This is a genomic window from Stackebrandtia albiflava, assembly GCF_007994225.1.
GTDB classification, from domain to species: Bacteria; Actinomycetota; Actinomycetes; order Mycobacteriales; family Micromonosporaceae; genus Stackebrandtia; species Stackebrandtia albiflava.
Genome location: NZ_VLLL01000007.1, coordinates 1 through 13,528, shown reverse-complemented (window position 1 = coordinate 13,528; position 13,528 = coordinate 1). Strand labels below are relative to the sequence as shown.

Here is a 13,528-nt window from a genome sequence, read left to right as displayed (position 1 = left end):
TCGAATACCGGCAACCGAGCCTAAATGGTGCCCGCACCCCCGGCAACACGGACCGTTGGCGGCTCGCGGGCATACTCGGTCGATGACGATCACCACGGACCCCGGTGAGGAGACCGCGGCGGCGCCGGTCCGAAGGAGACGGCGGTGGCCGCACGTGCTGTTGTGGATCGCCGCCGCCGGTTGGGCGGTGTTCGCGGTGTGGCGGTTGTTCGGTCCCGACCGGCCGTGGGCGGCGGTGGTGGCGCTCGCGTACACGCCGTACGTCCTGGCGGCGTCGCTGGCGCCGATCATCGTGGCGCTCCTGTTGCGGGCGGGCCGGGCGTTGACGTTGCTGCTGCTCACCGCGATGGCGCTGGTGGCGGTGGTGGCGCCGCGCGGCATCGCGACGACCCCGCCCTCGGTCGACGGTCCGGAGCTGGTCGTGATGACCGCGAACCTGCGGGTCGGCGGCGGCGACGTGGCGACGTTGGAGGAGCTGATCCGGGAGAACGGGGTGGACGTGCTCAGCGTCCAGGAGGTGACCGCCGAGGGACTGGAGGCGTTGCGGCGGCACGTCGCGCCGCTGCTGCCGTACGAGGTGGTGCAGGTGGGTCAGGCGGCGGGCGGCACCGGGATCTACTCGCGGTTCCCCCTGACGGAGCGGGAACCGGTGGACGGCATGTTCCACATGCCGCGGGCGACCTTGGAGGTGCCGGGCGCGGCACCGGTGGACTTCACGGCGGTGCATCCGGCCTCGCCGCACGCGCCGGAACGGATGGTGGAGTGGCGGCGGGACCTGGCGGCGCTGCCGTCGGCGGATCGGAACGGCGCGGTGCGGATCCTGGCCGGCGACTTCAACGCGACCCTCGACCACCGGTCGCTGCGGGACCTCATCGACACCGGGTACACCGACGCCGCGGACGCGACGGGGACCGGACTGATCGGAACCTGGCGGCCCGTGGGCGGCGTCAAGGGACTCGCCCCGCCGGTGGCGCTCGACCGGGTGCTCGTGGACGAGCGGGTGGCGGTGCGGGACGTGTCGGTGCACGCGGTGGAGGACAGTGACCACCGCGCGGTGGTGGTGGTTCTCGGGTTGCCGGGCGCGGAGTGACGAGGGGTGGTGGGGGCCACGGGTAACCCTGTTGCGCACCCCCACCCCCGACCGGTTATCCTTTCGGCGGCACATGTGCGACACGCATGTGGCTCAGCGGCGCGTTGCCCGAGTGGCCAATGGGAGTGGACTGTAAATCCATCGGCTTTGCCTACGCAGGTTCGAATCCTGCACGCGCCACGGGTACGAGAAACGGCCCCCGACCAGCGGAGACGCTGACCGGGGGCCGTTTCGTCGTGTATGGGGGACACGCCCGCGCACCACGTCGTCCGCACGTGTCGTGCGTGCCCCGGTTCCACGGAGCGCCGCCGTCCGGCGGCCTTCCGCCACCTTCCCGGTTCGGGCACTCGTGAGTGATTCATCGTTTACGGTGAGTCATGCCGACGGGTCGTGTTGGCGTCACCGTCGGCGTGCCGCGCTCACAAGGGGGAACACCATGTCATGGCAGCAGTTCGGCTTCCTGGCCGGTTTCCTGTTCGTCGCGCTCTGGGCGGTCGCCGGTTTCGGGGCGGCCCTGGGCGCGTTGATCGTCGGTGGGATCGGTTTCTACATCGGACGTGTGCTCGACGGTCATGCCGACATCGGTGACCTCGTCGAGCGGTTCAGCACCCGCAGTGGTGTCAAGACTCGTTGACCGTCATAGCCCGAAAGGCGTGAATCATGGCTGAATCCTCCACTATGAACACCCCGAGTACGAAGGAAGACCGGCGCACCGAGAACCTGAAGTCGGGGATGGGCGAATCCGGGCAACGGTCGCAGGGCCGGCGGTCGGATTCCGGGTCGGGTTCGCGCCTGACGACGGAGTCCGGCAACACGAGCATCGCCGACAACGTGGTCTCCAAGATCGCCGGTCTCGCGGCGCGGGAGATCCCCGGCGTGCAGTCGATGGGCGGCGGGATGGCGCGGCGGATGGGCCAGTTGCGTTCACTCGTGCCCGGCGGGAACCAGACCCTCGACCAGGGTGTCTCGGTGGAGGTGGGCGAGCGCGAGGCTGCGGTGGACCTCGACATCGTCACCTGGTACGGCCAGAGCATCGTCGAGGTCGCCGAGGCGGTCCGTTCCAACGTCATCAACCGGATCGAGGCCATGACCGGTCTGAAGGTGGTCGAGGTCAACATCAACGTGGACGACGTCTACGTCGAGGGTGACGACGACGGCGAGAAGAAGAAGAGCGGCAACGGCAACGGCAGCGACAAGGAGTCCCGGGTCCAGTGACGACGGCGGTGGATCGGGGAGAGCTGGCCGGTGCACTGCGGGACGCGGTGCGGACGGTGCCGGGCGTGTCCCGGCTGGTGACGACCGGGATCGTGGAGGTCGCCACCCAGGTGCCGGGCGGCACCATCCCCGGTGTGAAGGTGGCCGGTGACCGGCCGGAGGTCCACGTCGCGGTGTCGCGCCTGCCGGTGGAACCGGTGGCGCAGGCGGTACTGCGGGCCTGCGACGAGGTCATGACACGTTACGGCGACGACCGCCCGGTGCGGGTCGTGGTGGCCGACGTGGACGTGTCCTCGTTGCCGCCGAGGCGGGGGTGAACCGGTGAGGACGTTCAACCGGCTGGCCTCGATGCTGCTGGGTCTGGCGTTGGCGGCCCTCGGCATCGTGATCGGCCTGGAGGCGGTCATGGTGATCGCGGGCGCCGACCCGGTGCTGATCCCGGGTTCCCGCTGGTACCGGAGTCTCACCGGTACCGGTTTCGACAGTCCGGTCGTGCTGTACGCGGGCATCGCGGCGATCGTGGTCGGGCTCGTCGTGCTGTTCCTGGAGCTGCGGCCGTGGCGGCCGGTCAGGATGGCGACGTCGGTGGACGAGGACTGGTACGTCCAGCGGCGCGGCCTTGAGCGGGGGGTCGCCGGAGCCGTCGACCAGGTGCCGGGTGTGACCGGTGCCAGGGCGAAGGTGTCGAAACGTTGGCGCTGTCAGGTGACCGCGTCGGGCGACCCGGACTCCCGGGACGACGTCAGGTCCGCGGTGGACGATGAGTTGACCCGGCTGGGCGCGCCGGAGGGGCGGCGGGTTCGTGTCCGGCTGCACCGGCTTCGGCGGGTGACATGAGAGAGGGCGTGGCGGCGGATGACCGACACCGCTAACCGTATTCTGTGGACGATCCTCGCGCTGCTCCTGACGTTGCTCGGCGTCGCGGCGGTGCTGGCGCATCTGGACGTGTTCCCGGGTCTGCCGGCCGACACCCGGCTGCTCGGGGACCGGCTGTTGGACTGGTGGCACGCCGCCGACGACTGGAACCTGTGGGTGCTGGTCGGGGTGGGCGTGCTGTTGCTCGTCGTGGGGCTGTGGTTCTTCCGGCGGCAGTTCATGCGGCGCGGCGCGCCCGGGTTGAACGACCTGACGCACCGCGGTGAGTCCGACGACGGTGACGGCGGCACCCGGGAGTGGCGGACGAACGTCAAGGCGCACTCCCTGGTGCACGCGATGGAACGCGATCTGACCGGCGGTCAGATCCGGGCGGCGAAGGTCGTGATGACCGGTAGGGAGCCGCGCCCGGACGCGTGGGTGAGGCTCGACCTGCAACCGGGTGTGACTCTGGACGACGTCCGGGACCGGGTGGAGCGTTCGGCGGAGCGGTTCACCCGCACGAGCGGTCTGCGGTTCGGACAGTTGGACGTGACAGTGCGACCGAGCCGCAAACCTCCGGCCCGGGTCCACTGAGCGCCGCGAACCCGTCATGACGCCGGCTCACTGATCGAGGCGCGACGGCCGTTCGGCCGACCGGGTCGTAGCGAGGTCAGGTGGCGACAAGGCGGTCGATCCGTGCCGGGTGCAGGCCGTGGTTGATCACCATCACGCCCGCGCCGATCGCGCCGCCGCGTTCTCCGGTGCGTGACTGCACGATCCGCAGGTGTTGGGTCGCCAGCGGGAGTGAACGCTGGTAGACGACCTCGCGTACCCCCGCGAGCAGGTGGTCGCCGGCGAGGGCGAGCGATCCCCCGATGACGACGACCGACGGGTTCAGCAGGTTGACCGCGCCCGCCAGCACCTCACCGATGTCCCGGCCGGCCTGCCGGATCGCCTGGAGCGCGGGCAGTGACCCGGCGCGGGCCAGTTCCACCACGTCCCGGGCGCTGTGGGCGGGTATGCCCTGCCGGGTCAGTTCGGCGGCGATGGCGGCACCGCTGGCGACGGCCTCCAGGCACCCGGTGTTGCCGCACCGGCACGCGGGACCGTCGTCGCCGGCGACGGTGATGTGTCCCATGTCGCCGGCGGCTCCCTGCGCGCCCCGGAACACCTGCCGGTCGCTGATGATGCCGCAGCCGATACCGGTGGCGGCCTTGACGAACAGCAGATGGTCGTGGTCGCGCCAGTGCGCGAAGTGTTCACCGAGCGCCATGATGTTGACGTCGTTGTCGACCAGGACGGATCCGGGCAGCCGGTTGGAGACGTGACCGGGGACGTCGAATCCGTCCCAGCCGGGCATGATCGGCGGGTTGACGGCCCGGCCCGTGGAGTGTTCGACGGGGCCGGGGAGTCCGATGCCGATGCCTAGCAGGTCCCCGGTGTCGCGGCCCAGCCCGGTGAGCAGGTCGCGTCCCCGGGCGACGACCCAGTCCAGGACGGGGTCCGGGCCGCGCGCGATGTCGAGGTCGGCGCTGGTCTCGGCGAGTACCGCCCCGGCGAGGTCGGTGACGGCGAGGCGGCCGTGGGTGGCGCCGAGGTCGGCGGCGATGACGACGCGGGCCTCGGGACGGAACGCGAAGGTGGTCGGCGGTCGCCCGCCGGTGGAGGCGGCCTCGCCGGCGGGTCCGATGAGGCCGCTGGCCAGGAGCGCGTCCACGCGTTGCGTCACCGTGGATCGGGCGAGGCCGGTGACGGCGGCGAGTTCGGAGCGGGTGCGGGGGACTCCGTCGCGGAGGAGTTGCAGCAGCGTGCCGGCGCCCGGGCTGGGCGGCGCGGTCGCGGCCGGTTCCGGATGGGATCGCGGATTGGTCCCGAGCATGTTCCCCGTCTCTTCGTCGCGTTCGGTGGTGGTCGCGTCTCGCGGGGCGTGCGGCGGCCTCGCGGGGGCGACGTGGTGCGGTCGAGATCCCGTCGTCGGCCGCCGCTCGGCTGTGTGGACGGCCGGGTGGCGGTCCGGATTCGCGGTGGTGGTCGGCCCGATCGGGAGTTCTCAGTGAACCACAGCCATCTTATGGTCTCGAATGCGCAACTATTCACCGCTGCCCGGCAACTTTTGCTTGACAAGTGTCATAAGTCCTGACACTGTTCGGCCATGGCAGTAAGCGAGGACACAGTCGCCGGAGCGGGAGGTGCGACCCGACCCGGTTACCGCGCCGGAATCATAGGGACCGGTTTCATGGGGCGCGTCCACTCGCGGGCGGTGCACGCCGCCGGCGGGGCGGTGGCCGCCGTGTCCGGCTCGACGCCCGAACGCGGCCCGGCGATCGCCGCCGAGATCGGCGCCTGGCGGGCACACCCCGACACCGACGCGCTGCTCGCCGACCCCGAGGTCGACGTGGTCCACATCTGCACCCCCAACCACCTCCACGAACAGCTCGCCAAGGCCGCGATCGCGGCCGGCAAGCACGTCGTGTGCGAGAAGCCCCTTTCGGTGGACGCCGACTCCGCCGCCGCGATGGCCGCCGCCGCCGAGGCCGCCGGCGTGGTCGCGACGGTCCCGTTCGTCAACCGGTTCCACCCGATGATGCGGGAGGCCCGCGACCGGATCGCCGCCGGTGAACTGGGCGCGTTGTCGCTGGCGCACGGCAGCTACCTGCAGGACTGGCTGCTGCGTGCCGACGACGACAACTGGCGGGTGAGCGCCGAGCTGGGCGGGCCGCTGCGGGCGTTCGGCGACATCGGTTCACACTGGTGCGACCTGTTGGAGTTCGTCACCGGCGACCGCATCACCCGGGTTTCCGCCCAACTGTCCACCGTGCACAGTCACCGGGGGGCGCCGGTCGACACCGAAGACATCACGACCCTCCAGTTCGCCACCGCCGCCGGGATGGTCGGCACCGCCGTCATCAGTCAGGTCTCGGCGGGCCGGAAGAACCGGATGCTGCTGGAGATCTCGGGCACCGAGGCCACGTTGAGCTTCGACCAGGAGCAGCCCGAACTGCTGTGGCTGGGAAGGCGCGACCACAGCAGCCTCCTGGTCCGGGACCCGGCGACGCTGGGCGCGGAGGCGGCGCGGCTGTCCCGGGTGCCCGCCGGGCACGCCCAGGGCTACCAGGACTGTTTCAACGCGTTCGTCGCCGACACCGCCGCGGCCGTCGCCGGGGAGTCCCCCGACGGCCTGCCCCGGTTCGTCGACGGCGCCCGAGCCGCGCGCATCGCCGCGGCCGTACTGGACTCCGCCGAGCGCGGCGGGTGGGTGGAGGTGTCGCCGTGACCGCGCCACTGCTGACGATGACGGGCATCCAGAAGTCGTTCCTGGGCGTCCGGGTACTGCACGGGGTGGACCTGACGGTCCGGCCCGGTGAGGTGCACGCGCTGGTCGGTGAGAACGGCGCCGGCAAGTCCACGCTCATGAAGATCCTCGCGGGCGTGTACACCGCCGACGCGGGCACCGTCACCCTCGACGGCGAGCCGGTGCGGTTCGGCCACCCCGCCGCCGCGCAACGGGCCGGCGTGTCGACGGTGTTCCAGGAGTTCAACCTGCTCCCCGACCGCACCGTCGCCGAGAACGTGTACCTGGGGCGGGAACCCCGGCGGCGCGGGATGGTGGACCGCCGCCGGATGGTCGCCGACACCCGGCGGCTGCTGGAGGACCTGGGAGTCACCGGCCTGTCGGCGCGCGCGAGGGTGCGCAACCTGTCGGTCGCCGAGCAGCAGATCGTCGAGATCGTCAAGGCGATGTCGCACGACGCCCGCATCATCTCGATGGACGAGCCCACCGCCGCCCTCGCCGGACGCGAGGTCGCGTTGCTGTACCGGCTGATCGAACGGCTCAAGCAGCTCGGTGTCGCCGTCCTGTACGTGTCGCACCGTCTGAAGGAGATCTTCGACCTGTGCGACCGGGTGACCGTCCTCAAGGACGGCGCGCTCGTCGACACCTCGGACACCGCCGACCTCACCACCGACGACCTGGTACGGAAGATGGTGGGCCGCTCGATCACCGGCTTCTTCCCGCCGAAACTGCCCGGCACCGCGCTCGGCGACGTCCGGCTGCGGGTGACCGGCGGCGGCAACACGCAACTCGACGGAGTGGACCTGTCGGTGCGGTCCGGTGAGATCGTCGGCTTCGCGGGCCTCCAGGGCAGTGGCCGCACCGAACTGGCGCACGCCCTGTTCGGCATCGCGCCGTTCACCGTGGGACGTGTCGAGGTGGACGGTGAGGGCGCCCGGATCCGCTCCCCCCGGCAGGCGGTGCGGTACGGCATCGGACTCGTCACCGAGGACCGCAAGACGCAGGGCCTCGCCCTCAACCAGTCGATCGCCGCCAACGCGCGGCTCGTGCTGGACGCGGTGCGGCCCCGGTCGGCGGGCCGCGCCGCCAAGGCGGTCCCCGGCCTGCTGTCGTCACTGGAGCTGGTGGCGCGCGGCCACGACCAGGAGGTCAGGTTCCTGTCCGGCGGCAACCAGCAGAAGGTCGTCCTGGCGAAGTGGCTGGTCATCGAACCGCGCGTCATGATCCTGGACGAACCGACACGCGGCATCGACGTCGGCGCCAAACACGCCGTCTACACCCTGATCCGGGAACTCGCCGCCGCAGGCATGGCGATCCTGCTGATCTCGTCCGAGCTCTCCGAGGTGATCGGGATGGCCGACCGGATCGTCGTGATGCGGGACGGCGTGATCAGCGGTGAACTCGACGCCGCACGGCTTCCCGCCGACACCGCGGAGGAGACCATCATGGCCCTTGCGACCGGGCAGAACACCGGAGCCGCCCGATGAAACCCACCTCGTCCACCGCGACGGCGCGCCGGGCGCCGCTGAGCACCACCACGGTGGTGTACCTGGCGCTGCTGGGGATCCTGCTCGTCGGCGGCATCGTCGTGGCAGCCACCGGCGACACCCTGTTCAGCAACGCCAACCTGGTCGACATGCTCACCCGGTCCAGCCTGCTGGGCTTCATCGCGATCGGGCAGACCCTGGTCATCCTGTGCCGGTCCCTGGACCTGTCGGTCGGGTACGTGGTCGCGCTGTCGAGCCTGGTGGCCGCGACCACGATGGACGGAGATCCGGCCCGCATCCCGCTGGCGATGGCCGCCGCGCTCGGCGTCGCCGCCGTCATCGGGCTCGTCAACGGCCTGGTCGTCACCAAGCTCAAGGTGAACGCGTTCATCGCGACCCTGGGCGTCGGACTCATCGTCAAGGGCTACCTCGACACCTGGTACGCCGGCCCCGCCGGTGAGGTCGCGCCCGCCTTCCAGGCGTTCGGGTACACCCGGATCGGGCCGCTGCCGTTGTCGGCGATCGTCATGGTCGCGCTGGCGGGCGCCGGGATCTGGTTCCTGCACTACACCCGCACCGGTCACCACATGTTCGCCGTCGGCGGCGACACCGACGTCGCCCGCATGTCGGGCGTGCGCACCGACCGGACCGTGATCGTCGCCCACATCCTGTGCGCGGTCGCCGCCGGCGTGGCGGGACTGCTCATCGCGTCCCGGTTCGGGACCGGCAGCGCGCTCGTATACGACGACGGGTACGACCTGGAGTCGATCGCGGCCGTCGTGCTGGGCGGCACGTACCTGCTGGGTGGCCGCGGCGGCATCGGCGGGACCCTCGGCGGCGTGTTCATCCTGGCGACACTCGACACCGTCTTCAACGTGTTGAGCGTCGACCCGTTCATAAAGGACGTCCTGCGCGGCGTCATCATCATCGCCGCCGTCGCGATCTACGCCCGCAGGAGGCTCACCCGCAAACCCGACCGGTTCGGCGGCCACGTCGATCCACCGCCCCGGCCGGCTCCGGGCGACGGCGCCGAAGCGGCACACGTGAAGGGAGGAGTGGCGTGAGGACCACCGTCTCCGGGATCACCTCCCGGATCCTCAGCAGCAACGCGACCGTGTTCGTACTGCTGGCGGTCATCTTCGCCGTCGTCTTCGCGCTGAACCCCGGTTTCGCCGAACCGATGTCCCTGATGGCGTTCGTGAAGAAGGCCGCGCCGCTGATCCTGCTCGCCATCGGCCAGTACTTCGTGATCGTGTCCGGGGAGTTCGACCTGTCGGTCGGTTCACTGGTGGGCGCGCAGGTCGTGATCGCGGCGCTCCTCATCGACGGGAACGAGTCCGCGACACTGCCGGTGATCCTGTTGATGTTCGCCGGCGGCATCGTGGTGGGCCTGGTCAACGGCCTCGTCACCACCCTGCTGAAGGTGCCGTCGATCATCACGACACTGGGCACCATGCTCGTGCTGTACGGGGCGATCCGCTGGCTCACCGGCGGCGCCCCCACCGGGTCGCTCTCGACGGCGTTCCGTGCGGCCGGACGCCAGGGTGTCGACGACGTCCCACTCATCGGGCAACTGCCGTGGGCCCTGCTGATCGTGCTCGTCGTCGGTGTCGGCGCGGTGTTCCTGATGCGGTCCCCGTGGGGCCGCACGCTCATCGCCGTCGGCGACAACGACCAGGCCGCCCGGTTCGCCGGTGCCCGGGTCTGGTGGGTCAAGACCGCCGCGTTCACGCTGTCCGGGTTCCTCGCCACCGGCGCGGGCATCCTCATCGGCGGTTACGCCGGGGTGACCGCCCAGGTCGGGGAGGGGATGGAGTTCACGGCCATCACCGCGGTCGTCCTCGGCGGCGTCGTCCTGGGCGGCGGACGCGGCTGGGTGGTCGCCGCGATGGCGGGCGCCCTCACCGTGGAAGCACTGTTCACCTTGTTCAACCAACTCAGCGTGCCGTCGACCGTACGGCCCGCGGCGCAGGGACTGATCATCATCGCGGCGGTCGCCTACGCCGCGATCGATCGGGCCCGTCGCGCCCGCACCGTCACCGAAACCCACCCCACACCCCGCCACACCGACGTGGCGACCCCATAGGAGTGCAACATGCGACTGACAAAACCCGCCCTGGCGGGTCTGGCGATCGCCGGTCTGGTGCTGACCGGCTGTACGACCGACGCACCCGCCGACGACCAGGCCGACACCGGTGACGACCAGACCTCCGCCGAGGGCGACTGGTTCGTGCAGGAGGACTTCGACCGGCAGCTCGCGCAGCGGGACGTGACCCCGGAGGGCTCCGCCGACGAACCGTGGCTCCAGGCGATCGAACCCGAATGGGTCGACACCGCGGCGTTCGCCAAGGAGGGCGGCGACGCGACGGTCTGCTTCTCCAACGCCTCGGTCTCCAACCCGTGGCGGGTCACCGGCTGGATCACCATGCAGCAGCAGGTCGAGGTGCTGCAGGAGTCCGGCGACATCGGCGAGTTCCGGGTGTCGGACGCCGCCGACGACGACAACCAGCAGATCTCCGACATCCAGGCGTTCGTCGACGCCGGTGACTGCGACACCATCATCATCTCCCCGTCGACGACCGCGACGTTGACCCCGGCCGTGCAGGCCGCCTGCGACAGCGGCGTGCCGGTGATCGTGTTCGACCGCGGCGTCAACACCGACTGCGCAGTCACGTTCATCCACCCGATCGGCGGCTACGCGTACGGCGCCGACGGCGCGGAGTTCCTGGTCGACAACCTGGAGCCGGGTTCCACCGTCCTGGCGTTGCGCATCCTGCCGGGTGTGGACGTGCTGGAGAACCGCTGGGCCGCCGCCGAGCAGATCTTCAACGACAGTGAGCTCGACGTGCTCGGATTCGAGTTCACCGAGGGCGACGGCGCCACCATCAAGGACATCGTCACGCAGTACCTGCAGCGCGGCGACGTCGACGGCATCTGGATGGACGCCGGTGACGGCGCGGTCGCGGCGCTGGAGGCGTTCGAGGACGCCGGAAAGCCGTACCCGGTGATGGTCGGTGAGGACGAGCTGTCGTTCCTGCGCAAGTGGAAGGAGACCGGTATCACCGCGATCGCGCCGGTGTACTCCAACTTCCAGTGGCGCACGCCGATCCTGGCGGCCGTGAAGATCCTCAACGGTGAGGAGGTGCCGTCGGAGTGGGTGCTGCCGCAGGACCCGATCACCGACGCCGACCTGGACGAGTACCTGGAGCGCAACGCCGACATGCCGAGCCTGCACTACGCGAAGTTCGGTGGCGAGGACCTGCCCGGGTTCCCCGACGCGTGGCAGGATCGTTAGTCCTGACCGGCCCACCGGCGGCGTACGCCACCGGTGGGCCGGTCCTCGCCACGGTTGGAAGGAACCACCCGACATGCGTAACGCGTTGGGCGTCAACACCTGGGTGTGGACGTCGCCGTTGACCGACGACGCCCTCGCCGGAATCGCGCCGAGGGTGCGCGACTGGGGTTTCGACGTCATCGAACTGCCGGTGGAGGCCCCCGGCGACTGGGATCCCGGCAGGGCGCGCCGCCTGTTGGACGACCTCGGCCTGGCCGCGACCGTCGTCCTGGTGATGGGGCGGGGCCGTGAGTTGACGGCGGCCCCCCGGCCGATCATCGAATCCACACAGGACTATCTGTGTCACGTGGTGGACGTCGCCGCCGAACTCGGTTCCCCGGTGATCGCCGGCCCCGCCTACACCTCGGTGGGACGCACCTGGCGCATGACCGAGCGCGAACGGCAGGACGCCTACGAGCAGCTGCGCGGCGCGCTGTGGCCGGTCGTGGAGTACGCCGGCCGGGCCGGGATCCGGGTCGCGGTGGAACCGTTGAACCGGTACGAGACCAGCCTCGTCAACACCGTCGCGCAGGGACTGGAGGCGATCGCCGGGCTCCCCGGGGAACACTGCGGGCTCGCCCTCGACGTGTACCACATGAACATCGAGGAGACCGACATCGCCGCCGCCGTCGCCGCCGCGGGCGACGCCATCGCGCACGTCCAGGTCAGCGGCAACGACCGGGGCGCGCCCGGTCGCGACCACATCGACTGGCCGGGTTTCCTTGGGGCGCTCGACACCGCCGGATACGAGGGGCCCCTCGTCATCGAGTCCTTCACCGCCGAGAACGCCAGCATCGCCACGGCCGCCTCCATCTGGCGTCCGCTCGCCGAGAGCCAGAACGCCCTGGCCACCGACGGTCTCGACCATCTGCGGCGGCTGCGCGACGCCGCCGGAACCGACAACCCGCGCCGCGGAAGGGAAACATCATGACGCGACCGATCACCCTGTTCACCGGCCAGTGGGCCGACATGCCGTTCGAGGACCTGTGCCGGCACGCCGCCGAATGGGGTTACGACGGCCTGGAGATCGCCTGCTGGGGTGACCACCTCGACGTGCACCGGGTGGTGGAGGACGACGACTACCTCGCCGCCAAGCGGGAGACCCTGGAACGGCACGGGCTCGGGGTGTGGGCGATCTCGAACCACCTGGTCGGTCAGGCCGTCTGCGACGACCCCATCGACCACCGGCACCGCGACATCCTGCCCGAGCGGGTGTGGGGCGACGGTGATCCCGAGGGGGTGCGCCGGCGCGCGGCGGAGGAGATGAAGCAGACCGCCCGGGCGGCGGCCCGGCTCGGTGTGTCCACGGTGGTGGGTTTCACCGGTTCGGCGATCTGGAAGTACGTCGCGATGTTCCCGCCGGTGTCGGACGAGGTGATCCGGGCCGGGTACCGGGACTTCGCCGACCGCTGGAACCCGGTCCTCGACGTGTTCGACGAGGTCGGTGTCCGCTTCGCCCACGAGGTGCACCCGTCCGAGATCGCCTACGACTACTGGTCGACGGTGGCGGCGTTGGACGCGGTCGGCCGCCGGGAGGCGTTCGGGCTCAACTGGGACCCGAGCCACATGATCTGGCAGGACATCGACCCCGCCGGGTTCCTGGTGGACTTCGCCGACCGGATCTACCACGTCGACTGCAAGGACACCCGTCGCCGGGTGGGCAACGGCCGCAACGGAAGGCTCGGTTCGCACCTGCCGTGGGGCGACCCGCGGCGCGGTTGGGACTTCGTCTCCACCGGCCACGGTGACGTCCCGTGGGAGGACTGCTTCCGTACCCTGAACGCGATCGGATACGACGGCCCGATCTCCATCGAGTGGGAGGACGCGGGCATGGACCGGCTGCGCGGCGCCGCCGAGGCCGTGGAGTTCGTCCGGTCACTGGCCTTCGACCCCCCGTCGGCGTCCTTCGACGCCGCCTTCAGCACGAAGTAGACCGTTTTCCACGTGGGGCCGGTCGTATCTGAACTGCTCCCCTGAAGTTGGACTGAGAAATTCAGTTCCGATTTCTGGGGAGCAGTGTCATGGCTGGACAGAGTTCGTTGTCGCAGGAGCAGCAAGTCGCGGCGATAGGTTTGTTTGAGGCCGGTTGGGGTGAACGTTCTGTCGCAACACGGTTGGCGGTGAGTGAGTGGGCGGTGAAGCGGTTGTATCACCGTTGGCAAGTGCGCGGTAGAGGAGCGTTGGTGGCCAAGGCGACGAAGCGGTCGTTCTCGTTTGCGTTCAAGCTTGAAGTCGTTCGCCGGTTCCTGGCGGGC

15 protein-coding genes and 1 tRNA gene are annotated in these 13,528 nt (G+C 70.4%); 15 read left to right on the top strand and 1 reads right to left on the bottom strand.

Annotated elements, in window-relative coordinates:
* Nucleotides 1-82: 82 nt before the first annotated feature.
* The 7 genes from LX16_RS18950 to LX16_RS18920 all read left to right on the top strand — a co-directional run bounded on the left by LX16_RS18950 (nucleotide 83) and on the right by LX16_RS18920 (nucleotide 3,754).
* Complete coding sequence (locus LX16_RS18950) at nucleotides 83-1,090, top strand: endonuclease/exonuclease/phosphatase family protein (RefSeq protein ID WP_147140957.1); 1,008 nt, start codon at nucleotides 83-85, stop codon at nucleotides 1,088-1,090.
* Between the two features lie 98 nt (nucleotides 1,091-1,188).
* Nucleotides 1,189-1,270 (top strand) — tRNA-Tyr (locus LX16_RS18945).
* Nucleotides 1,271-1,526: 256 nt separating this feature from the next.
* Nucleotides 1,527-1,724 carry a DUF2273 domain-containing protein gene (locus LX16_RS18940; RefSeq protein ID WP_147140955.1) on the top strand — a complete coding sequence of 66 codons (198 nt, stop codon included), beginning with the start codon at nucleotides 1,527-1,529 and terminating at the stop codon, nucleotides 1,722-1,724.
* 26 nt (nucleotides 1,725-1,750) lie between these two features.
* Nucleotides 1,751-2,305, top strand: a complete 555-nt coding sequence (locus LX16_RS18935; protein ID WP_244615891.1) for an Asp23/Gls24 family envelope stress response protein — start codon at nucleotides 1,751-1,753, stop codon at nucleotides 2,303-2,305.
* Nucleotides 2,302-2,622 (top strand): hypothetical protein, encoded by a 321-nt coding sequence (locus LX16_RS18930; RefSeq protein ID WP_147140954.1) that lies wholly within the window; start codon nucleotides 2,302-2,304, stop codon nucleotides 2,620-2,622. Before LX16_RS18935 ends, LX16_RS18930 begins: the two co-directional genes overlap by 4 nt.
* 4 nt (nucleotides 2,623-2,626) lie before the next feature.
* Entirely contained in the window at nucleotides 2,627-3,142 is a 516-nt protein-coding gene (locus LX16_RS18925) for a DUF6286 domain-containing protein (RefSeq protein ID WP_147140952.1), read from the top strand.
* An 18-nt stretch (nucleotides 3,143-3,160) separates the two neighbouring features.
* Entirely contained in the window at nucleotides 3,161-3,754 is a 594-nt protein-coding gene (locus LX16_RS18920; protein ID WP_147140950.1) for a hypothetical protein, read from the top strand.
* A gap of 76 nt (nucleotides 3,755-3,830) precedes the next feature.
* On the opposite strand, the gene LX16_RS18915 is transcribed toward LX16_RS18920, so the two are convergent.
* Nucleotides 3,831-5,039 (bottom strand): ROK family transcriptional regulator, encoded by a 1,209-nt coding sequence (locus LX16_RS18915; RefSeq protein ID WP_147140948.1) that lies wholly within the window; start codon nucleotides 5,037-5,039, stop codon nucleotides 3,831-3,833.
* A gap of 273 nt (nucleotides 5,040-5,312) precedes the next feature.
* Between LX16_RS18915 and LX16_RS18910 the strand changes: the two genes are divergently transcribed.
* The 8 genes from LX16_RS18910 to LX16_RS27220 all read left to right on the top strand — a co-directional run.
* Complete coding sequence (locus tag LX16_RS18910; protein ID WP_147140944.1) at nucleotides 5,313-6,434, top strand: Gfo/Idh/MocA family protein; 1,122 nt, start codon at nucleotides 5,313-5,315, stop codon at nucleotides 6,432-6,434.
* 17 nt (nucleotides 6,435-6,451) lie between these two features.
* On the top strand, nucleotides 6,452-7,939 hold the full coding sequence (locus LX16_RS18905; RefSeq protein WP_147141992.1) for an ATP-binding cassette domain-containing protein: 1,488 nt from the start codon (nucleotides 6,452-6,454) through the stop codon (nucleotides 7,937-7,939).
* Entirely contained in the window at nucleotides 7,936-9,003 is a 1,068-nt protein-coding gene (locus tag LX16_RS18900) for an ABC transporter permease (RefSeq protein ID WP_147140942.1), read from the top strand. Before LX16_RS18905 ends, LX16_RS18900 begins: the two co-directional genes overlap by 4 nt.
* On the top strand, nucleotides 9,000-10,025 hold the full coding sequence (locus LX16_RS18895; RefSeq protein WP_244615888.1) for an ABC transporter permease: 1,026 nt from the start codon (nucleotides 9,000-9,002) through the stop codon (nucleotides 10,023-10,025). The genes LX16_RS18900 and LX16_RS18895 overlap by 4 nt, the downstream gene beginning before the upstream one ends.
* A 9-nt stretch (nucleotides 10,026-10,034) precedes the next feature.
* A complete protein-coding gene (locus LX16_RS18890) occupies nucleotides 10,035-11,234 on the top strand; it encodes a substrate-binding domain-containing protein (RefSeq protein WP_147140940.1) in 1,200 nt (399 codons plus the stop codon).
* 73 nt (nucleotides 11,235-11,307) lie between these two features.
* Nucleotides 11,308-12,204 carry a sugar phosphate isomerase/epimerase family protein gene (locus tag LX16_RS18885; RefSeq protein WP_147140938.1) on the top strand — a complete coding sequence of 299 codons (897 nt, stop codon included), beginning with the start codon at nucleotides 11,308-11,310 and terminating at the stop codon, nucleotides 12,202-12,204.
* The gene (locus LX16_RS18880) at nucleotides 12,201-13,205 is read left to right on the top strand and encodes a sugar phosphate isomerase/epimerase family protein (RefSeq protein ID WP_147140936.1); all 1,005 of its coding nucleotides are present in this window, start codon (nucleotides 12,201-12,203) and stop codon (nucleotides 13,203-13,205) included. The genes LX16_RS18885 and LX16_RS18880 overlap by 4 nt, the downstream gene beginning before the upstream one ends.
* 89 nt (nucleotides 13,206-13,294) lie before the next feature.
* Nucleotides 13,295-13,528, top strand: a 234-nt coding sequence (locus tag LX16_RS27220) for a hypothetical protein (protein ID WP_211354625.1), incomplete at its 3' end; no start/stop codon positions are given.